General features: G+C 63.6%; 20 protein-coding genes and 1 tRNA gene. 4 read left to right on the forward strand and 17 right to left on the reverse strand.

From position 1 onward, the window contains the following. The first annotated feature begins 103 nt into the window (after positions 1-103). Both AC0L3P_RS01525 and AC0L3P_RS01530 read left to right on the forward strand, forming a co-directional pair. A complete protein-coding gene (locus AC0L3P_RS01525; RefSeq protein WP_275168162.1) occupies positions 104-802 on the forward strand; it encodes a histidine phosphatase family protein in 699 nt (232 codons plus the stop codon). A 115-nt stretch (positions 803-917) separates the two neighbouring features. Beyond that, complete coding sequence (locus AC0L3P_RS01530) at positions 918-1,685, forward strand: SDR family NAD(P)-dependent oxidoreductase (protein WP_275168160.1); 768 nt, start codon at positions 918-920, stop codon at positions 1,683-1,685. Between the two features lie 164 nt (positions 1,686-1,849). Here AC0L3P_RS01530 and AC0L3P_RS01535 read toward each other — a convergent pair whose 3' ends face one another. Beyond that, positions 1,850-3,103 carry a serine hydrolase domain-containing protein gene (locus AC0L3P_RS01535; RefSeq protein WP_275168158.1) on the reverse strand — a complete coding sequence of 418 codons (1,254 nt, stop codon included), beginning with the start codon at positions 3,101-3,103 and terminating at the stop codon, positions 1,850-1,852. A 163-nt stretch (positions 3,104-3,266) separates the two neighbouring features. On the opposite strand from AC0L3P_RS01535, the gene AC0L3P_RS01540 reads away from it, so the two are divergent. Continuing rightward, positions 3,267-3,342: transfer RNA gene (locus tag AC0L3P_RS01540), tRNA-Trp, on the forward strand. Positions 3,343-3,415: 73 nt separating this feature from the next. Here AC0L3P_RS01540 and AC0L3P_RS01545 read toward each other — a convergent pair. The 16 genes from AC0L3P_RS01545 to AC0L3P_RS01620 form a co-directional block, all read right to left on the reverse strand. After that, entirely contained in the window at positions 3,416-4,450 is a 1,035-nt protein-coding gene (locus AC0L3P_RS01545; protein WP_275168129.1) for a Gfo/Idh/MocA family protein, read from the reverse strand. Beyond that, the gene (locus tag AC0L3P_RS01550; protein WP_275168128.1) at positions 4,447-5,658 is read right to left on the reverse strand and encodes a class I SAM-dependent methyltransferase; all 1,212 of its coding nucleotides are present in this window, start codon (positions 5,656-5,658) and stop codon (positions 4,447-4,449) included. Before AC0L3P_RS01550 ends, AC0L3P_RS01545 begins: the two co-directional genes overlap by 4 nt. Next, positions 5,651-6,868 carry a class I SAM-dependent methyltransferase gene (locus tag AC0L3P_RS01555; RefSeq protein WP_275168127.1) on the reverse strand — a complete coding sequence of 406 codons (1,218 nt, stop codon included), beginning with the start codon at positions 6,866-6,868 and terminating at the stop codon, positions 5,651-5,653. Before AC0L3P_RS01555 ends, AC0L3P_RS01550 begins: the two co-directional genes overlap by 8 nt. After that, positions 6,861-7,481 carry a WbuC family cupin fold metalloprotein gene (locus tag AC0L3P_RS01560; protein ID WP_275168125.1) on the reverse strand — a complete coding sequence of 207 codons (621 nt, stop codon included), beginning with the start codon at positions 7,479-7,481 and terminating at the stop codon, positions 6,861-6,863. The genes AC0L3P_RS01555 and AC0L3P_RS01560 overlap by 8 nt, the downstream gene beginning before the upstream one ends. Continuing rightward, positions 7,459-8,124 (reverse strand): class I SAM-dependent methyltransferase, encoded by a 666-nt coding sequence (locus AC0L3P_RS01565; RefSeq protein WP_275168124.1) that lies wholly within the window; start codon positions 8,122-8,124, stop codon positions 7,459-7,461. The genes AC0L3P_RS01560 and AC0L3P_RS01565 overlap by 23 nt, the downstream gene beginning before the upstream one ends. Positions 8,125-8,149: 25 nt before the next feature. After that, entirely contained in the window at positions 8,150-8,542 is a 393-nt protein-coding gene (locus AC0L3P_RS01570) for an LIC12192 family sporadic carbohydrate cluster protein (protein ID WP_275168123.1), read from the reverse strand. Continuing rightward, a complete protein-coding gene (locus AC0L3P_RS01575; RefSeq protein ID WP_456769418.1) occupies positions 8,535-9,341 on the reverse strand; it encodes a sporadic carbohydrate cluster 2OG-Fe(II) oxygenase in 807 nt (268 codons plus the stop codon). The genes AC0L3P_RS01570 and AC0L3P_RS01575 overlap by 8 nt, the downstream gene beginning before the upstream one ends. Then, positions 9,338-10,456, reverse strand: coding sequence for a DegT/DnrJ/EryC1/StrS family aminotransferase (locus AC0L3P_RS01580; protein WP_275168120.1), 1,119 nt, complete (start codon positions 10,454-10,456; stop codon positions 9,338-9,340). Before AC0L3P_RS01580 ends, AC0L3P_RS01575 begins: the two co-directional genes overlap by 4 nt. After that, a complete protein-coding gene (locus tag AC0L3P_RS01585) occupies positions 10,446-11,552 on the reverse strand; it encodes a DegT/DnrJ/EryC1/StrS family aminotransferase (protein ID WP_275168119.1) in 1,107 nt (368 codons plus the stop codon). Before AC0L3P_RS01585 ends, AC0L3P_RS01580 begins: the two co-directional genes overlap by 11 nt. Before the next feature lie 8 nt (positions 11,553-11,560). Beyond that, positions 11,561-12,520, reverse strand: coding sequence for a transketolase family protein (locus AC0L3P_RS01590; RefSeq protein ID WP_275168118.1), 960 nt, complete (start codon positions 12,518-12,520; stop codon positions 11,561-11,563). Positions 12,521-12,530: 10 nt separating this feature from the next. After that, positions 12,531-13,379 carry a transketolase gene (locus AC0L3P_RS01595; RefSeq protein WP_275168117.1) on the reverse strand — a complete coding sequence of 283 codons (849 nt, stop codon included), beginning with the start codon at positions 13,377-13,379 and terminating at the stop codon, positions 12,531-12,533. After that, positions 13,376-14,404, reverse strand: coding sequence for an aminoglycoside phosphotransferase family protein (locus AC0L3P_RS01600; RefSeq protein WP_473300849.1), 1,029 nt, complete (start codon positions 14,402-14,404; stop codon positions 13,376-13,378). The genes AC0L3P_RS01595 and AC0L3P_RS01600 overlap by 4 nt, the downstream gene beginning before the upstream one ends. After that, positions 14,401-15,012 (reverse strand): HAD family hydrolase, encoded by a 612-nt coding sequence (locus AC0L3P_RS01605; RefSeq protein ID WP_473300850.1) that lies wholly within the window; start codon positions 15,010-15,012, stop codon positions 14,401-14,403. Before AC0L3P_RS01605 ends, AC0L3P_RS01600 begins: the two co-directional genes overlap by 4 nt. 5 nt (positions 15,013-15,017) lie before the next feature. After that, on the reverse strand, positions 15,018-16,019 hold the full coding sequence (locus AC0L3P_RS01610) for an NAD-dependent epimerase/dehydratase family protein (protein ID WP_473300851.1): 1,002 nt from the start codon (positions 16,017-16,019) through the stop codon (positions 15,018-15,020). 27 nt (positions 16,020-16,046) lie between these two features. Next, positions 16,047-17,618: a PfkB family carbohydrate kinase gene (locus tag AC0L3P_RS01615; RefSeq protein ID WP_473300852.1), complete on the reverse strand. Its 1,572-nt coding sequence runs from the start codon at positions 17,616-17,618 to the stop codon at positions 16,047-16,049. A gap of 83 nt (positions 17,619-17,701) precedes the next feature. After that, on the reverse strand, positions 17,702-18,730 hold the full coding sequence (locus AC0L3P_RS01620) for an SDR family oxidoreductase (RefSeq protein WP_275168112.1): 1,029 nt from the start codon (positions 18,728-18,730) through the stop codon (positions 17,702-17,704). A 161-nt stretch (positions 18,731-18,891) separates the two neighbouring features. Between AC0L3P_RS01620 and AC0L3P_RS01625 the strand changes: the two genes are divergently transcribed. Beyond that, complete coding sequence (locus AC0L3P_RS01625) at positions 18,892-19,479, forward strand: SIS domain-containing protein (RefSeq protein ID WP_275168111.1); 588 nt, start codon at positions 18,892-18,894, stop codon at positions 19,477-19,479. Positions 19,480-19,541 lie beyond the last annotated feature (62 nt).

Here is a 19,541-nt window from a genome sequence, read left to right on the forward strand (position 1 = left end):
TTGCCGCGCGACGGAATTTCAAACAAGATTTCAAACGGTAAAGTGTCTTGAGACACGTTCACTACTGACGTACAGCGACATCAAACGCGATGGAAGGGTTTCGATGGCAGGCGCAGACAAGCCCAAAGTGGTGACGACACGCTGGTGGTGGGTCCGTCACGCGCCCGTGCGCAATGACGGCGGCAACATCTACGGTCAGTCCGATCTCGCCTGCGACACCAGCGATACCTACGTCTTCAATGCTGTTGCCAAGGTGCTGCCACGCAAGGCGGTCTGGTATTCGAGCAATCTGATGCGCACGCATCAGACTGCCGAAGCGATCTGGGCGGCGGGCTTCCCTAGGCCTGCGTCGATGACATGGGAAGCGGACCTCGCCGAACAGAATCTCGGGCGATGGCAGGGCATGAACCGCGCCGAGTTCATCGCCAGCCGTCCCGTCGGCTCGAGCTGGTTCGCCGACATTAACGAGCCCGCACCCGGCGGCGAGAGCTTCATGGACCTCTACAACCGCACCCGCCGCACCATCGAGCGGATCAACATCGAGGCAGCCGGGCAGGACGTGATCGCGGTCGCACATGGCGGCACCATCAAGGCGGCGCTGGGGCTGGCGCTCGACAATCAGCCGGAGCGGGGGCTCGCGTTCGATATCGACAATTGCTCGGTGACGCGGCTCGACTATTTCGCAAGTCCCGAGCGCAATGTCTGGCGGCTGCCGATGGTGAACCAGCAGCCGTGGATCGCGGACGACGCGCATGCGGCGATGCATCAACCCGCGGGGCCGGAAGTCAAGAAGCTCGCCTGAGTGAGCTGTCATTCCGGGACGGTCCGCAGGACCGGACCCGGAATCTCGAGATTCCGGGTTCGGCTTCGCCGCCCCGGAATGACAATGAACACGAAGATCAATCTGGGAGAGAAACATGACCTTGTTCGACATGAAGGGGAAAGTCGCCGTCATCACCGGCTCGACGCGCGGCATCGGGCTTGCGATCGCCGAACGCATGGCCGAGCACAGCGCCAAGGTGGTGATCTCCTCGCGCAAGGCTGACGTTTGCGACCAGGTCGCGAAGGGCATCAACGACAAGTTCGGCAAGGGCACGGCGGTCGCGATCGCCGCCAACATCTCGTCGAAGGAAAACCTGCAAAACCTCATCGACGAGAGCAACCGCGTCTTCGGCAAGATCGACGTGCTGGTCTGCAACGCCGCGTCGAACCCGTATTACGGCCCGCTCGCCGGCATCTCCGACGATCAGTTCAGGAAGATCCTGGACAACAACATCGTCGCCAATAACTGGCTGATCTCGATGGTGGTGCCGCAGATGATCGAGCGCAAGGACGGTTCGATCATCATTGTGTCCTCGATCGGCGGCCTCAAAGGCTCGACCATCCTCGGCGCCTACGCGATCTCGAAAGCCGCCGACATGCAGCTCGCGCGCAACCTGGCCTGCGAGTACGGCCCGCACAACATCCGCGTGAACTGCATCGCGCCCGGCCTGATCAAGACCGATTTCGCGAAAGCGTTGTGGGACAATCCGGAGAATCTGAAAGCCTCCACCGCGCGTTCGCCGCTGCTGCGCATCGGCGTCCCCGACGAGATCGCGGGCGCTGCGGTGTTCCTGGGCTCGAAGGCCGGCGACTTCATGACCGGCCAGACCATGGTGATCGACGGCGGCGCAACGATCAGCTGAGGCCCCAGTAGCTGTCATCGCCCGCGAAGGCGGGCGATCCAGTACTCCGCAGCGGTCGTTGGAGAGCTCGCTCTCACCACATCCGCTGCGGAGTACTGGATGCCCCACCTTCGCGCGGCATGACAGGGAGTGTGGAGGTGCGACGCTGCGACTAGGCGAAGACCTCAATCCACCGCCGCGTACACCAAATCCCGCACCAGCGTTCGCGTAAAGTCGCGCTGTCCCGGGCCCTGGCTCATGAAGACGACGAACAGATCCTCCTTTGGATCGATCCAGAAGAACGTCCCCGCAATGCCGCTCCAGAAATACTGGCCGACGCTGCCGGGGAAGGGCGCGATGCCGGCCTCGCGGCGCACCGCGAAGCCGAGGCCAAAACCGTGGCCCGGCGACAGCAGCGTGCCGTTGGTCACGACGTGAGGTCCGAGATGATCGGAGGCCATCAACTCCAGCGTCTTGCGGCCGATGATCCTGTTGCCGTCGAGCGTGCCGCCATTGCGCAGCATCAGCGCGAAGCGAGCATAATCCATGGTGGTGGAGACAAGGCCACCGCCGCCGGACTCCATGATCGGCTGCTCGAGCATATTGAACAGCGCGACCTTGTCGCCGGTCCAGGGATCGGCCGCGAACGGCTCGGCAAGCCGGCCGACATTGGCCTCGGCTGTCGAGAAACCGGTCTCGGCCATCTGCAAGGGCGTGAGAATGCGCTCGGCGAGGTACGTGCCGAGCGACTTGCCGCTGACGATTTCGATGATGCGCCCGAGGATGTCGGTGGAGCGGCTGTAGTTGAACTCGTCGCCGGGATGGCAGACCAGCGGGAAGCTCGCCACCAGGGTGGCGTGCTCGGCATTGGTGATCTTGCGGCTGCGCACCCGCGAGTCCTGGTAGATCTTGTGCACGGGGCCGTCGCCCTGGTGCTCGTAGGTCAGGCCGGAGGTGTGGCGGAGCAGGTCCTGCACCGTCATCGGGCGTTTCGGCGGAACCAGTTCCAGTTTGCCGCCGCTGACCACGCCAACCTTCTGGTCGGCGAACTCCGGAATGAATTTCGCAACCGCGTCGCCAAGAATTAGGTGGCCGTCCTCGACCAGCGCCATGATGCCGACCGACACGATCGGCTTGGTCATCGAGAAGATGCGGAAGATCGAATCATGGGCCATCGGCGCCGCGCCCGTCGGGCTCTGCCTGCCGAGCGCCTCGAACCAGCCGACTTGGCCGTGCCGTGCCACCAGCACGGTGACGCCCGGCACGGTTCCCTTGTCGATCTCGCGCTTGAAGGCCTCCGACATGGCCTGGAGGCGGGGGCGCGACAGCCCGAGCGTCTCGGGGCGGGATTCCGGCAGATGCGGGGTCTTCGGCGCGGTCGACGGGCGGTGGGCGGCTGTAACGGACGCTTGGGCAGTCGCAGAGGCTTGGGCAGTCATGGGCACTCCCGGTTGCTTATTATTGTTCGGAGCGGACTGTGGCCCAGAAGGCGCGGCACAAACAAGCGAAGCCAGCGCGCTTCACCCTTGCAATCCGGCCTTGCAATCCGGCCGCCCCCTGTGCTTCAAAGCGGCCTGATCCGAGCGGCAACGCAGGGTCCGTAGGAGTGTAGCTCAATTGGTAGAGCACCGGTCTCCAAAACCGGGGGTCGCAGGTTCGAGCCCTGCCACTCCTGCCAGCGAAATCAAGCACTTAGCTAGGATGTGGGCGATCAGCCATCGTCGGGATATTGCCGCCGGACGGCGTGAAACCTAACCGCTGACCTGCCGTTTCCAGATCGCCTCCGCAAGGGCGATATCGGCCACGGAATCTGCGCCGGACGCCAGCGGCGTCCTCCGTTCCACGATATCGGCGACGAATGCATCGGCTTGACGCTGAAACGCCCAACTGGTGTCGCGCGGCAATTGCGTGCGTTGTCCTTGCTGATCGAGGATGACCTCCGCCTCCTGCTCGGCAAAAGGCGGGGGCAATTCGATGGTCAGCGCGCCCCGCTCGAACTTGATGCTCAGTCCCTCGCGCCAAACGCCTTCGGATTCATTCGCGAGTTGCAGCACGCAGGCGACGCCGTCGAAGTCGAGTGTCACGGTCGCCGCGCCCGAGCTCGCAATGGTGCTTTCGGCGACCGCCGGTGACGATCCGAGCACGTAGCGTGCGAGGTTGATGATATGGCTGAACACGTTCAGAAAATTGTCGTAGCCGGGTCGCATCGCGCCCGGCATCCAGTCGGGGCCATCCTGCCAGAGTTCGAGCCCGTCCGGCCGTACCTCGCCGGTCATGACGAAATTGTCCTGCGACCGGCCCGTGCTGCCGCCGAAGCACCAGCCTCGCGTGCCGACAATGCGTCCAAGCGACTGATCCGCTCGCAGGCGCGCCAATTCGGCCATCGCGCGCGCCACCCCGGCGTCGTGACGCTTCATGTAGCCGATGCTGTAGACGCGGTTGTGCCGCCGCGCCGCCTCGGCCAGTGCAACGGCCTGAGCCGTGGTGTAGGCCATCGGCTTTTCCGAGAGCACATGGCGGCCGCTGTTCAACGCATCCAGCACGATCGGGCCGGTGGCGCGACGCTTGGTCACGACGACGACGGCCGACACCTCGCTGTCCGCCAGCAGTTCCCGGTGCGTGCCGTAGACCCGCGCGATGTCGAATTTTTGCGCCGCTGCCGCGGCGAGATCAGGCCGCAGATCCGCGATCGCGACAACGCGGCAGGCGGGATTGGCGACGAAATTGGCGAGGTGGCACATCTGGCCGACCATGCCCGTTCCGATGATGCCAATGCCCGGCCTCACTTGTTAGGACCCTCGAAGCGTTTCCGGAGAACGAGGAAATGCGCCGGCTGTCCCCAGGTGTGGATGAACGCCTGGTCTGACTGGGTGAGGGCGGTAACTGTGGACACGTCCCGTCGCCCGATCGCGCCAAAGATGCGATGGAAACTGTCGAGGGTCGCAATGATGGCATCGAGGTCGGACGCATCGTCGGCGAGAACATCTGTCGTCGGTATCGTCTCGCGCAGCGAAGCGAGGTTCGCGATCACACGGGGCAGGCTGTCGCCGAAGGGATCGTCGATCATCGCGTCGACATCGTGAACCAGAGTCTCGATCGAAGCCGAAATCGCGTCGACCGCTTTGGTCTTGCCGGTCAGATAGAGCTTCCGTCCGCCGAGAAAGCTCAGACGGCTGCGACCGAGGTGGCGCGTCGCGCGCCGCAGCTTCTCGTCGTCGGAGAGAACCTTCTTGTGCCAGTAGACATCCAGGCTGTCGCGATAGGCGGGCCACGCCGAATGGATGTCGAATCCCTGCTCATGTGCCGCCGTGCACAAGGCTCCCGCGTCGAGAAAGTAGCGGTGCCGGACGAAAGGATTTTCGAGCACGTCCATCAGCCAGGATTCGAAGCTGCGCGTGTGCGGAATGCTGTTCCATTTCGCGTCGAACAGCAGCTTCGCCGTTTCGAGTCCGGGACGGCCCGTCAGTGCCTTGCCGGCCGCATGAATCGCCTTGAGCGCGAGTTCGAAGAAGCCGCCGTAGCGCTCGTAGTAGGAAACGACGGCGTAACCGTCCGGATTGAGTAGCCGGTGAAAGATGCCGAGCCAATTTTCAGTCGGTTGTACCGTATAGATGAATCCTTCGGCATCGATGATGTCGAAACGACGATCGCTGCGAAAGCCTTCGACGTCGAACGACACGAGTTCGCGGAGACGTTCCGCTTGGCTGAAATGCGCGAAGTAAGCCTGGATTTTCGCGTGCGCATGCCGGTTCGGCTCGGCGAGCGTCATGTTCGCGCCCCAGCCTGCAAACACCAGCGCGTTCTCGCCGGAATCGGGGCCGAATTCGAGCACGTCTGCATCGCGGAACAACCGCGGCGGCAGCACCAGCTTGTCCGAAAACAACTCGCGCCGCAGGCCGGCATAGGCTCCGAGTTCGGCGGCGGATTTGAAATTCCCGAACGTCGGCAGGACGTCCTGGCGTTCGTAATAGTTGAAGAGCTTGTCCTCAGCCATGCCGCGACCCCGCGGCCGCCTCGAGGCGATCGAGCTCGCTCCAGATGTCCGAGGGCGCGAAGATCGAAACGATGTGGAGCGGACGCTTCACGTTTTCACGTAGTCGGCTACCGACCTTGTCTTCGTTCTCCTGGTTCACGGCCAGAAGACAGACGAGCGGATTCGACTTGCCGGCAAGGTCCTCCGGCGGGCGGATCGGAATGCCGGTCCCGGGCAGGAATAAGCCCTGGCGCTCCTTCTGGTCGTCGACCGAGAGATCGACGAGATCCCCGAGTTCATGGGCATTGGTGAAGGTGCAGGCGCGGCAGCCGGCGCCGTAGATGGCGATTTCGGCCCTGTTGGCGCGGGCCTTGGCGAGGATCGGGCGAAGACGCGCGCCGTACTCCCTGGCGCGCCGACCGAATTTCTCGCCGACGCCGGATGGCGCGGGCGGGGCCGTCACGTCGCGCGTCGCGCGTCGCGCTGCGATCGCGAGACTGCCGCCGCTGAAATTGTATTTCTTCACCGACACCGCCTCGAAGCCGTGGCGCGCCAGCAGCGCGAGCAGCGTCGGCTCGGTGAAGTAGCTGACGTGCTCCTCCCAGAGGACCGAGAGGTCGCCCGCCGTCGAGCCGGGTGCGAAATCAGGTACGTCGATGAACAGCAGCCCGTCGTCGCGCAGCGCGATCTTCACGCAGTCGAAAAAGTTCTCGAAATCGACGATGTGCTCCAGCACCTGGCGCGAGACGACGAGGTCGAACTTGCCGGCCTCGGCAATCGCGTCGTGACACAGCGCCGGGCTGATCATGTCGGCATAGACCTTGATGCCACGCTCGCGGGCGATCTTGCCGGACACCGGGTTGGGCTCGACGCCCACCAAGACCTTCGCACCGCGTTCGCGAAGCCTGTCCATGAACAGGCCGTCATTGCATCCGATCTCGAACACGGATTGGTGGGCTGAGAATTTGGCGATGGTGTCGAGTTCGTCGACCTGGTGCGGCTCCGGCTTCCAGCTGCTGAAATTGTAGTTGAACTGCCGGTACAGAATGTCGGGATCGATCGGCTTGACGATCTGGGGCAGGCCGCACTCGCCACACGCCAGCACCTCGAACGGATACCGTTCCTCCTGTTCGTCGCGGCTGTGCCGAAGCCGATGCGCAATCGGCATCTGTCCGAGGTCGATGACCGGGCGCAAATTGGTCGAATGGCAGAGGCGGCAATGGTCAGTCATCGGTAGAAACCTCTGCTGGAATGGCTCGTGAAGTATGGCGATGGGCCAGATGCTCCGTGGCGAGCGCACCAACCTTGGTGACGTAGTTCTGGACCTCCGCCACATCGCCGCCATCCGGTGCCCAGTCGGGAAACGCCGTGCGGGAGGGATCGAACGGACCGGCGGTGGTTTCGTGAAACACCAGCCACTCCGAGGTGATCAGGATCGAGTGAAACACCTGCTCGGGCATCCGGTAATAGCAGAGCGCGCCCCGGCCGTACGGCGCCATATCGAGCACATCGCGAATGCGGCCGTCGTCCTCGAAGATCACGACCTGCGCAGTGCCCTCGATCAAGTGAAACGATTCAGGTTTGCCAAAATGCTTGTGAGGCCGCACATAGGCCTCGCGCTGATGCACGATCAGCATCTCGTGAAGGTCGGACGAGGGCTCGGGATGCGTGCACAGCCGGCTGCGCAGACGCGGATTGCCGGCAGCGATGCGCTTCAGCTCCGCGATCGTGGCGTCGTCCGCCGTGACGATGGCGTCATCCGAATAATACACTTCGGGATTTTGCGCCCGCAACGAGGCCGGCCGGCGCAGGCCCGTTGCTTCATTCGAAGAAGATGAACCCATGGTCGCCCCGGTAGCCGCATTTGTCGTAGATCCAGGCCCAGGTTTCCGGACCATGGAAACTCAGGCAGGTGAGCTGCCAGTAGAGCAGGTTCGCCTTCTCGCGCTCGTCGCGGAACGATTCCACCATCAGATATTTCGAGGCGCCGCGTCCAACGCGCTCGATCTCCGACACGGCGCGGAAGACGTCCTCGAGCGGAAGATTGTGGAGCACGCCGAGCGACACCACGAGATCGAAGCTATGGTCGGGGTAGGGGAGCTCGACGGCGCTGCCGACCTTCAATTGCGGTCGCACCTCCTCCTTGGCGTTGGCGATGCCATAGTCGGAGATGTCGATGCCTGCGATGGTGAGGCCGGGGACGAGCTGGGTGAATTCGTAGAGCAAATAGCCCTTGCCGCAGCCGACATCCAGTACGCTCATCCCGGGCTTGATGCCGTAGCGGTCGATCAGGGTCTGGGCGAGCGGGCGCCAGCGTCCGTCGTAGCGGTAGCCGCCGTAGCCATAGCGGCGGTCGCCGTCCCAATAGTCGTATCCCCATTGCCGCGCGACGGTGGCGGATTCCGCCTTGTCGTGCTCGACGACCCGCTGAACGTAGTTCCGCTTGGTCGATGCGTGCATCGGCTGGAGCAGGTTGATCTCGGTCATTGTCCTGAACCGGTCCGCGGCATCGTTACAGGATAGTCGCGAATTTGTTGACGAGCAGGATGTCCTCGACGGCTTGTATGTTGTCGCGCGAGGACAGCGTGATCTCCTCGACGGCCGCGTGCAGATCGCAGCCCTCGCTCAGCACGCGGTCATAGATCGCCCGCCGCCGTGCCTCGTCGGGCGGCAGCATGAAGATGCTGTAGAGGATCAGGCCGCGCAAACGCGGCAGCTCGTCGAGGATGTCCTCGAGCACCATGTAGCTGCTGGGCATGGTGTGCTCGGCGGCGCTGAGCAGATAGTGCAGGTTTTTCCGCCGCGCATAGTCGCGGATCACGATGTTCTGGACGTGCTGGGGGGTACGGCTGCCGTTCAGCGGCCGGGCGCCGATATAGCCGCGATGGCCGGCTCGCTCAGCCATGGAAGCCTCCCGGCAGCTTGTACTGCATGCCGACGCGTGTCGCCGGACGCAGCAGGATTGGTTCGAAGAATTCGCCGAATCGCTTGTCCGCATAGGGCGACATGATGCTTTTAAAGCGGCAGTTCATGCTCCAGCGCGAGCCGGCTTCCTCGTTGATGCGATTGCCGTGCATCAGGGTCTGGTTGAACAGCATCACGTGACCGTAGGGAATCTCGATGAAGGTCGCGTGCGGCTTGATGGTCTGGTAGAGTTCCTCGGCGCTGCGCAAGCTGGCCATCCGGTCCTGCATGTCGCCGTTCAGGGATGGCGGCAGCAGATACATCGATTTGGTGCGGTGGACGTCGACCAGGGGTACCCACACCACGACCTCGAACGGGGAGTCGCCCGACCAGACGTCGGAATGGGTGGCGAGCAGCGACGAATCGTCTCCCGGCAGCTGGATGCTGAGATTGACGCGGCGCTGCATGCAGAGCTCGTTGCCGACGATGGTCTCGATCGTCGAGCGCGCGAGACGGAAATAGGTCGGCCGGAACCAGGGCTCGGCATTGAGGCCGTTGAAGACGTGCAGCCGCAGGCCGTTGAGATCATCCACGCTCACCCGCGTGTGGATGGTGTCGAGCATCGCGTAGGGGTCGTTGCCGTGTGGCAGCTTCAGATAGTCCGCCGCGAGCTCGGCGGCGCGCCGCTGGATCCGGTCCAGCCCGGCGCGATCGTCGGCCGGCGTGGTGACGAAGCCGTCGTCGATGAAGCGTTGCGCCAGTGCCTGCTCATCGGCCTCGAGGAAAGCCGTGTCCGTCATGCAAAATACTCCCGGGCGGTCGCGCAAACATAGCTGATATCCGAGGCCGAGAGGAACTGGTTGATGGGAAGCGTGAGGATCTGATCCGCCTGCCGCTCGGTCACCGGAAACGCGCCGCGACCGTGGCCAAGATGCGCCGCCGCCTCCTGGAGGTGGATCGGTACCGGATAATGGATCGCGGTCTCGATACCCTTGTCGGCAAGATATTTCTGGAAGTCGTCGCGACGGTCCGTCTGCACGACAAAGGTGTGGAAGGTGTTGAACTCGATGTTGCGGCAAACCGGGATGAACAGGGGAAGACCGGCGAGTTCGGCGCGGTATTGCGCGGCGTTGCGACGCCGGCGCTCGATGACGGAGGGCAGGTGACGCAAGCGAATGCGAAGCACCTCGGCCTGGACCGTGTCGAGGCGCGACACGATGCCCCATTCCTGAACGTCACTGCGATTGATCAGGCCGTGATTGCGCAGGCGGCGAATTCTCGCGGCAAGCTCGGCATCGGCGGTGACGACGAAGCCGGCGTCGCCCGCGGCATTGAGGTTCTTCAGCGGGTGGGCGGAGAAGCAGCCGAACGTTCCGATGGTCCCGCTCATCCGCCCGTCATAAGTCGAGCCGACGGCCTGCGCGCTGTCCTCGATCACGGCGAGAGCATGCTTGGCGGCGATCGCCATCAGCGGGTTCATGTCGGCCATGCGCCCGGTCAGGTGCACCGGCATGATCGCCCTGGTCCGCGAAGTGACGGCGGCCTCGACTGCGGCGGGATCGATATTCTGGTCCGGCAGCACGTCCGCAAACACGGGCCTGGCGCCGACGGCGATAATGGCCGCGGTCGATGCCACGAACGAATTCGGCGGGGTAATCACCTCGTCCCCGGGACCGATGTTGAGCGCCCTCAAGGACAGGATCAACGCATCGGTGCCGGAATTCAGCGTCACCACATGCGGCGAGCCGAGATAGGTGGCGAGCTCCTCTTCGAGTTTCGCAACGGCCGCGCCGCCGATGAAATCGCCGCGCTGGAATACGCCCTCGACCGCCTGCATGATCTCAACGCGCTCTTCCTCGAATTGCGCGGGAAGATTGACGTAACCGATGCGCCGGCGGCCGGTGTCAGCGTCCATGGCAGAACTTCCGAACGATCTCGATGACGCGGTCCTGCTGGGCGCGCGTCAGATGCTGGTCGACGGGGAAGCTGATGACTTCCTGGGCGTGGCGGTCGGTGACTGGGAACGTCCCCGGCGCGTAGCCGAGGTGCTTGAGGCCCTCCTGCTGATACAGCGGGATGGGATAGTGGATCTTCGCTTCAATGCCGTTGTCCAGGCAGTATTTGTAGAGCTCGTCGCGACGCTCGGCGAACACCATGTAGAGATGGTAGACGTGCTTCACGTTGGGCCGGCGCGGCGGAGTGCGCAGGCCGGGCAGGTCGGCAAGGCCCGAATCGTAATAGGCCGCGTTCTCGATCCGACGGCGCGTGATCTCGCTGGTCTGGCCGATCAGCCAGTTGCCGACCACCGCCTGGAGGGAATCGAGCCGCGAATTGCAGCCGAGGATCGCGATCTCGTCGCGATTCTTCATGCCGTGGTTGCGGATCAGGCGAAGCCGCTCGTTCATCCCGTCGTCGTTGGTGACGACGACGCCGGCATCGCCCCAGACGTTGAGGTTCTTGAGCGGATGCAGGGAGAAGCCGGCCGCGATACCGTGGGTGCCGGACCGTTTTCCCGCGAACTCCGACAGGATGCCCTGGCAGGAATCCTCGACCACGGGGATGTTGTGACGCTGGGCGATCGCCATCAGCTTGCCCATATCGGTGACCTCGCCGGTCAACTGAACCGGCATGATCGCCTTGGTCTTCTCCGTGATCGCGGCTTCGACGTAGTCGACATTCATGCAGAAGGAGTCGTCGCAGTCGACCAGCACCGGCGTCGCGCCGGTCTCGGCGATGGCGCCGACGGTGGCGATGAAAGTGTTGGCGGCCGTGATGACCTCGTCGCCATGGCCGATGCCGAGCGCCTTGAGCGGCAGCTTGAGCGCATCGGTGCCCGATCCGACACCGATGGCATGACGCACGCCGATCAGTTCGGCAAAGCGCCGTTCGAATTCCGCGACCGGCTTGCCCAGGGTGAAGTCACCCGTCGCCACCAGTCGGCCGATCTCGGCCAGGATCGGTGCCGGATCGGAGAATTGCTCGAGCAGATAGGAATATCGAACGTCGTGCATGGGGCCCGTCAGGTGGAATGAAGTTGAGGAGAAGAGGTGGGCGAGGCGATGAGCGCGCGCGCGATCGAGGTCGCAATGGCGTCGGCAGAAAGTCCGTGCTTCTTCAGCAGCGAGTCCTGCGATCCGTAATTGTGCATGAACCGGTCCGGCAGCGACAACCGCAGCATCGCGGGCAGGCCAGAGCCGAGCTTGTCGATCAGCGCCTCGGCGACCGCGCTGCCGAGGCCGCCGGAGGGCACGTGCTCCTCCAGCGTCGCTACTAGCCTGGTGCCCCGGATCGCTTGCAGCAGCGCCTCGGTGTCCAGCGGCTTGACGGTGTGCATGTGCAGGATGCCGGCGCGGATGCCCTGCGCGGCCAGCAAGTCGGCCGCAGCGAGGGCGCGCTGGAGCATGATGCCTGTCGTGACCATGACGACGTCGCCGGGGGGGCGCATCAGGATGGCCTTGCCGATCTCGAAGCCGTGCTCGGCCCTCGAGACGATTGCGTCGCCACCCTTGCCGAGCCGGATGTAGATCGGCCCGGTCCAGTCGAGCGTCTGCTCCATCAGGCGCGCCGCTTCGTCGGCGTCGCACGGGCAGACCACCGTCATGTTCGGCAGCGCCCGCATGATGGCGATGTCCTCGATCGCCTGGTGGGTGGGGCCGAGCGGCGCATAGACCAGCCCGCCGCCGTTGGCGATCAGCCGTACCGGCAGATTGTGCAGGCAGAGATCGACGGCGACTTGCTCGTAGCAGCGGCGGGTCAGGAATGTGGCGATGGTGTTGACGTAGGGCACGAAGCCTTCCATCGCGAGACCGGCCGACATGCCGATGATGTGCGCTTCCGAAATGCCTTCGATCAGGTGGCGCTTGGGAAACTCCTTGCTCATCGCGCGCAAGGTGCCCGCGCCGGGATCGGAGCCGATGTAGAGCACACGCTCGTCGCGCGCGGCGAGCTTGTGGACCATGTTCATCGCGGTGTTGCGCATGAGGAGCCGATCAAAAATCCCCGACGGCGACGCGGATGGCGTCGAGCTCGCTGTCGGTGAGCTTGTTCTTGTGATGCCAATCGGCGTTGGATTCCGCGGCCGGCAGACCCTTGCCCTTGACAGTATGGCAGATGACCGCGGTGGGCTTTCCCGGAACGGCCGGGACCTGCTTCAGCACGGTGCGCAGGGCGCCGACGTCGTGGCCGTTGAGCTCCTGGACGGCAAAGCCGAAGCTGCGCCATTTATCCGCGAGCGGCTCCAGCGGCAGGACGTAGTCGGTGGGCCCGTAGCTCTGCAGCTTGTTGTAGTCGATCAGCGCGACAAGATTGTCGAGCCCGTGCTTGGCCGCGCCCATGGCAGCTTCCCACACCGATCCTTCGTTGATCTCGCCGTCGCCAAGCAGGACGAAGGTGCGGTAGGTGCGCTCGCGCAGGCGCGCGGCGAGCGCCAGGCCGACACCGATCGACAGGCCGTGTCCGAGCGCGCCGGTCGAGGCCTCGATCCCCGGCACCATTCCGTATTCGGGATGTCCGCCCAGAATGCTGTCGGGGCCGCAGAAACCGTCCAGCTCCGACAGCGGAAAGAAGCCGCGATCGGCCAACAGCGCATAGAGCGCCAGACACCCGTGTCCCTTGCTGAGGATCGCGCGATCGCGGGCCGGATCGCGCGGGTTGCTGGGATCAATCCGCAGCACGTCATCGTAGAGCACGCGGACCATCTCGATCAGCGACAATGCCGGACCGACATGTCCGCGCCCCGCGGAGCGGACAGACCCCAAGACCAGGCGGCGCAGATAAAGGCTGCGCTCATCCAGCGTGCAGGTGAGGGCGGCTTCAGCGTGGGGTGAGATCTGGGTCACTTCGGTAAATCGGTTGGGCGAATCGTCTGGTGAAGTCGGCGGGCTTTGTCGAGCTGACCGGCGAGGCGGATCCTAACATCGCCACCTTGCGCAGCCATTGCGCGCCGGGAGCGGCTGTCCGGCAAATAGGCGTTCAGGACAATCAGGCACCAGATTCCCTTGAACACAGGATACAGTACGTCACGTCGGATCGCAAACGCGTCATCGCTCGCCTCGAAGGCGCGCGACAGCCGTTCGATCAAGCGATTAGCGCTCGCCTCGGGCAGATCGCTGCCGGGGTGAATGGCGGTGTCGGACATGAGCTTGACCGGATCGTCCCAGCCGAAATATTCGAAGTCGATGAATCGCAAGCGCCCGTCTTCGGCGCGCAGTGCGTTGTGCAGTCCGAAATCGGACGGACTCAGCGCGCGATGGGTGGGCGCAAGGTCCGCTGCGGGATTCCGACCGAGTTCCGCGTAGCGCCGGCGGAGCTGCCGAATCGCAACGACCGTGCTGGGAACCAGGCTGCCTTCCATGAACGCGCGCAGGTCAGGATGATCATCCGAAGCCCGCCTCAATGCGTCCAGGCGCTGTTCGTACTGGGCGATGGCCGCTTCGGGCGAAAAGATGCTGGCTGAGGCGTTGCGCAAATTCTGCGCGCCTTCGGCCTCGCGCAGCTTCTGCAGCGCGATCAAGAAATCGGCGAGCTGATCGGCGTCGTCGCCTTGGGGACGCAGCGCCGCGGCCTCGCCGTCGAACCATTGGTACAGCGCGCAGAACGCATCTGCGTCCTTCGCGACTGGCTGCGGTGTCGACGTGATGCCGTGGCGCGCCAGGAACGAGAGTGCATCATACTCCTGTCCCAGGCGATCGCGTCCGTCGGACGGATAATGCTTGAGGGCGAGGGGCGGTCCATCCGCCATCTCCAGCCGAAAAACCCTGTTGTTGCCGCCGGACCGTGCCGGCTGGGCGGACGCGACACGCGCGCCGGCCAGGCGGCTGCCGATCGCCATCGCATCCGGCGCGGTGATGTCGGTCCCGTTCATGCCGCAAACACCTCGCGGCGGATGTCGGCCCATGTTCCGATCGGCTTGCAGTGTTCGGGGTGGGGAGGCTGCGACCGCGTGAACAGGATCGATCGCGTGGCCTTCGGAAAATGCGGTTGCTCGAAGACATCGACGAGGTCGTCGATGAAGACGTTGAGCTTCAGGCTCACGAGCCTCTCGACCTTGGCGGGCAGTGTGTCCTCGAAATAGATGTCGCCGATGGCCAGCGCCGCATCCGCGGCGTCGATCAGGCTGGCTCCCCGCAGCCAGCCACGGGCGGCGTCACGCAGGTCGGTGCGGTCGGGGTCCTGATGACCGAATCGGGTCTTGTGGCTGACGATGCAGACCTTCGAGCCGGCCTGCTTGCACGCCGCCAGGAATTCCCGCACTCCCGGATAGATTTCGGCGCCGCCAATTCCCTTGCCGTAGACGAAGCCCTGCAGTCCTTGCCAGGCGAGCTCGCCGCCCGCGCGGGACCGGAGATGATCCCGTAGGTCGGTCTTCAGCCCCTCCCACCCTTCCGGCACCAGCCCACGCTGACGTGCGACGGCGGCAAAGACCTTGTCGTAGCAGATGATCGTGTTGTCGAAATCGATGCCGATCCGCACGCCGCTCACTTCAGGCTGATGTTCTGCATCATCTTGATGTTGAAGTACCGGGGGTCGTTGAGCGAGTTCGGCAGGCGGCCCCCCTTGAAGGCGTTCACGAGTCCGGACACGGCCTGCTCGATCGTGTGGGTCGGCGCAAAGCCGAGCTCGCGGCGGATCTTCTCCGAAGAGACGTGGTAGGAGCGGAGATCGTCCGTCGGCTCGACGACGACGTCGACATTGCTGCCGACCACCGACTTGACGATGTCGGCGATCTTCATCAGCGAGTGGTTCTCGTAGCCGATATTGTAGGTCTTGCCGTCGATCTTTGCGTCATCCTGCTGGAGCAGGAACAGATAGGCAGCTGACATGTCCTCGATGTGCAAATTGGGCCGGCGCTGCGTACCGCCGAACACGCGGATGCGGCCGGTGTTGACCGCGAGATTAGTCAGGATGTTGACGACGACGTCGAGCCGCTGCCGCGGTGCGTAGCCGCAGACGGTAGCCGGGCGGACCGTGCAGGCGACGAACCCGGACGCGGCCTCGTCGGCAAGGTCGGTTTCGCACATCGCCTTGAACTTCGAGTAGTCCGTGAGCGGCTCGCAGGACAGGTCCTCGGTCACCTCGGCTTCGTCCTTGATGCCGTAGACGCTGGACGAAGAGGCATAGATGAAGCGCTTGATGCCCGCCTTCTTGGCGGCGCGCACCATCGGCCGGAAGCAGTCGTAATTGATGGACTTGCCGAGCCCCGGGTCCAGTTCGAACGACGGGTCGTTGGAGATGCAGGCGAGGTGGATGACGGCGTTGTTGCCGCGCAGGGCCTCGTTGATCGCGGCTTCGTCACGGATGTCGCCCTTGATCAGGCGCAAATTGGGATTGTTGCGGACGGCATCGAACACGTCCTCGCCATACATGAACAGGTCCAGCACGGTGACCTTGTGGCCCGCAGCGAGCAACTGGGGAACCAGCACGCTGCCGACATAGCCGGCACCACCGGTGACCATCACATTCCACTTTTGACCAATCACTGTCGTTCTCCAGTATCTGCCGTCGCGCTACTTCAACAACGCGGTGACGAACTTGACCAGCGGCACCTTCTCGACCGAGCTGCGGTGGCCGACGATCCCGACCTTGATCGCGCCGGCTGCGTTGCCGATGAAGGCGACGTCCTCGATGTTGCCGCCGGCGGCGACCAGCGGCGCGGTGATCGTCAGGAAGGCGTCGCCCGCGCCGACGGTGTCCACGACGGTCTTGGTGAAGGCGGGAACGCGCGTGACGCCGGTTTTCGACGAGAAGGGGTAGCAGCCGAAGGAGCCGTGCGTGATGATCATGTTGTCGCAGTCGATCTTGCCGTGCAGGCCGGCCTCGATCACGGACGCGATGTCGCTGAACTTGTCGGTTGCAGCCAGACGCGCCTCCGGCGCGTCGATGCAGATGTAGTCGGCTCGCGGATACCTCGTGATCAAATTGTACCCGTGATTGCCGCTGTTGCTCTGGGCATTGACCGCCAGGAACTTGGACTTGGCGATCAGGGTGTCGATCGTGCTCGACGCGATCATGCCGTGGCCGAAATCCGTGGCGATCACCACGTCCGCGCCACGGACGCGCTCCGTCGTGATGCGGTCGATCTCCTTCCGATCGGCCTCCTCGAGCGGCGTATCGTCCATGGTGTAGACTTCGAAGAGCTTGTGCAGATACCCCAGCTCGACGTACCGCGATTTGCGGGTCGTCGGACGGCCCTGAAGGCGGATCGGCGTCAACGTGACATTCGGGCGGACATGCGCACGAATGAACTCCTCAGGGTAGTCGTTGCCACCCAGCGTCGTGACGACCTCCACCGACTTGCAGAAGCTCGCGACATGGTTCGCCGCGGCAATGACTCCGCCGGCAAATTGCTCGCCGCTCTTGAACAGCGTGGCGACGATGTTTTCCTTCGAGGCCTTTCCGAGCGCCGTGACGTACTGGTATTCGTCGATGATGGTGTCGCCGACCAGCACGACGTGCATGTCCTGCACTTTGTCGATCAGCTTCAGCAGGCGATCGGCGCCGCCACCTTCACGGACTTTTTGCAGGTAGTCGCGGAGTGGAGGATCGTAGATGTCGAAATACCGGTTCACCAGCGACGAGGAGCTGAATGTCACGTCCCGGGTGAACACGATGCGTCCGCCGTGACGCTCGACGGCGTCGCGCTCGGTTCGGATCTTGCCGGTCACGTCGTCTTCGGGATTTTCGTAGTCGGACCCCTTCACATAGATGTCCGGCCTCACCGTATCCAGGATCGGCTCGGCGCTGGAAGTGTGATTGATACCGACCCAATCGACCGTCGCGAGCGAGGCCAGCATCTCGGCCCGCATATTTTCGGGGAAGATCGGTCGACCGGGGCCCTTGTTGACGTAACGGTCGGCGGTGATCGTCACCATGACGACGTCGCCCTCGTTGCGCGCCGCCTGGATGTGTCTGATATGGCCGAGATGCACGAGGTCGAAGACGCCGTGGCAGAGTGCAACCTTCCGGCCCCGCGCCTGCGCGGACCGCGCGATCTCGCCCAATTCCTCGATCGTCTTGATCTTTTCGTGCGCCGCCAGTTGGTCGTTCAACGCGGGATTGCCGGTCGGAAGATTGCCCATGTGAATAACCCAAAGCGCCGGCCGGACTCAGCCGGGCGGCCCGGAATTGATCGATTCGCGGCAACAATACCCGGTGAACCTGTTCACTGGCTTGCCTTCTGCGGTGCGCCGGACGCCGCGTCGGTGTTGTCCCCGAGATATTTGAACCAGTCCTTCGTGGCGTCCGCGATCTTGTCCACCGTCCACAAGGGAGCGTCCTTGTACTGATCCATCGACTTCAGCATCGTCGCGACCCCGTCCTCAAATTTTACCCTCGGCGTCCATTTCAGGATCCGCTTGATCTTGGTGATGTCGGCATAGGTGCAATCGGGCTCGCCGGGACGCTTGGGAATGTGGACCTTGTCGCCGCCGAGAAGCTCGACCAGCCGGTTGACACTGTAGGTGTTGTCGGAGCCGACGTTGAAAATTTCGTTCGAGACGTCGGAGCGCGCAGCGGTCACGAAAGCGTCGGCGACATCGCTGACGAAGGTGAAGTCGCGGGTCTGCTCGCCGTCGCCAACCACCGTGAAGGGCTTGCCGGCGAGCTTCTGCGCCATGAACACGCCGAACACGGCGCCGTAGGTGCCCGTGGTGCGATGGCGCGGCCCGTACACGTTGAACAGGCGCAGCGCGACCGCGGGCAGCTTGTAGACCTGGCACCAGTGCATGACGCACTGCTCGCCGAGATTCTTGGTGAGGGCATAGGGATACATCGGGCGGATCTCGGCGCTCTCCGGCGTCGGATAGACGTCCGGAATTCCGTAGCAGGACGACGACGCGGCATAAACGAAGCGGCTGACGCCGGCCTGCCGTGCAGCCTCGAGAACGTTCACGGTGCCGTCGACATTGGCGCGGTGATAGGGGATCGGGGACTCGATCGAGGGAACGATGTCGGCCAGCGCGGCGAGATGGAACACCCAGTCGATGCCGTCGAAATGCGGCTTGATCGATTCGAGTTCGGTGACGTCGGCCCGCACGACTTTCAGTCGATTCGAATCGATGCGCGAGGCCAGATTTTCGGGGCGTCCGATCACGAAATTATCGAGCGCGATGACCTCGTGGCCATCGTCGAGGAGGCGGTCGAGGAGGTGACTGCCGATGAAGCCGGCGCCACCAGTAACGATGCATTTCATAGGAACATCCGTGATGCGAATGCCCAGCGAAACAGGCTCGCCAATGTTGAGTGAAGGTGGAAACCGAATCGGCTGCTGATAGACTTCGAAGGTAATATACCTTTGCAATCCCTGGTGATAGCCGGTATCAGGACGTCATGTCGCCGTCGAGCTGCCAACCTATGCCTGTGGAGCCCATCGATCCCGATCACAAGGCTTTCCTCGACGATTATGTGGGGCGCCTCCATCGCGCGACGGCAATTGACGACGGGATTTTCGCCAGGATTTCCGCCACCCGCACGGCCTGGTTGCGCGCGCGCGAGCAGGGCGGCCGCGTCATCTTCATCGGCAATGGAGGCTCGGCCGGCATCGCCTCCCATCTCGCGATCGATCTGGCGAAGAACGCATCAGTGCCCGCACTCTGCTTCAGCGATGCCAGCATGATTTCGTGCCTTGCCAATGATTACGGTTTCGAGGACTGGCTTGCGCATGCTGTGAGGCTGAGCGCCCGCGCTGGCGATTGCCTCGTCGCGATCAGCTCGTCGGGACGCTCGAAGAACATTCTCAATGCGGTCGCGCAGGCGCGGACGATGAACCTCGATGTGATCACGCTGTCGGGCATGAACGCGGAGAATCCCCTGCGCAATCTCGGCGACGTCAATTATTACGTCGACAGCCGCAGCTACAACATCGTCGAGACCACGCATCAGTTCTGGATGATGGCCGCGATCGACCTCATCATCGGTCGCGCGGAATATCCGGCGTCCTGAGGCGGTGCCGTCGATCTGATCACCACGGGGTGAGATTGCCTCACCTGTTCGCATGTCTCCGT

Source organism: Bradyrhizobium sp. WSM4874 (assembly GCF_055811835.1).

Excerpts from the sequence above, each read along its gene's own strand:
- AC0L3P_RS01615 (WP_473300852.1), bottom strand. The coding sequence starts at position 17,618 with ATGGGCAATCTTCCGACCGGCAATCCCGCGTTGAACGACCAACTGGCG.
- AC0L3P_RS01575 (WP_456769418.1), bottom strand. The coding sequence starts at position 9,341 with ATGACGGACACGGCTTTCCTCGAGGCCGATGAGCAGGCACTGGCGCAA.
- AC0L3P_RS01585 (WP_275168119.1), bottom strand. The coding sequence starts at position 11,552 with ATGCACGACGTTCGATATTCCTATCTGCTCGAGCAATTCTCCGATCCG.
- AC0L3P_RS01625 (WP_275168111.1), top strand. The coding sequence starts at position 18,892 with ATGCCTGTGGAGCCCATCGATCCCGATCACAAGGCTTTCCTCGACGAT.
- AC0L3P_RS01530 (WP_275168160.1), top strand. The coding sequence starts at position 918 with ATGACCTTGTTCGACATGAAGGGGAAAGTCGCCGTCATCACCGGCTCG.
- AC0L3P_RS01590 (WP_275168118.1), bottom strand. The coding sequence starts at position 12,520 with ATGCGCAACACCGCGATGAACATGGTCCACAAGCTCGCCGCGCGCGAC.
- AC0L3P_RS01620 (WP_275168112.1), bottom strand. The coding sequence starts at position 18,730 with ATGAAATGCATCGTTACTGGTGGCGCCGGCTTCATCGGCAGTCACCTC.
- AC0L3P_RS01570 (WP_275168123.1), bottom strand. The coding sequence starts at position 8,542 with ATGGCTGAGCGAGCCGGCCATCGCGGCTATATCGGCGCCCGGCCGCTG.
- AC0L3P_RS01555 (WP_275168127.1), bottom strand. The coding sequence starts at position 6,868 with ATGACTGACCATTGCCGCCTCTGCCATTCGACCAATTTGCGCCCGGTC.
- AC0L3P_RS01580 (WP_275168120.1), bottom strand. The coding sequence starts at position 10,456 with ATGGACGCTGACACCGGCCGCCGGCGCATCGGTTACGTCAATCTTCCC.
- AC0L3P_RS01565 (WP_275168124.1), bottom strand. The coding sequence starts at position 8,124 with ATGACCGAGATCAACCTGCTCCAGCCGATGCACGCATCGACCAAGCGG.
- AC0L3P_RS01560 (WP_275168125.1), bottom strand. The coding sequence starts at position 7,481 with ATGGGTTCATCTTCTTCGAATGAAGCAACGGGCCTGCGCCGGCCGGCC.
- AC0L3P_RS01525 (WP_275168162.1), top strand. The coding sequence starts at position 104 with ATGGCAGGCGCAGACAAGCCCAAAGTGGTGACGACACGCTGGTGGTGG.
- AC0L3P_RS01550 (WP_275168128.1), bottom strand. The coding sequence starts at position 5,658 with ATGGCTGAGGACAAGCTCTTCAACTATTACGAACGCCAGGACGTCCTG.
- AC0L3P_RS01600 (WP_473300849.1), bottom strand. The coding sequence starts at position 14,404 with ATGAACGGGACCGACATCACCGCGCCGGATGCGATGGCGATCGGCAGC.
- AC0L3P_RS01535 (WP_275168158.1), bottom strand. The coding sequence starts at position 3,103 with ATGACTGCCCAAGCCTCTGCGACTGCCCAAGCGTCCGTTACAGCCGCC.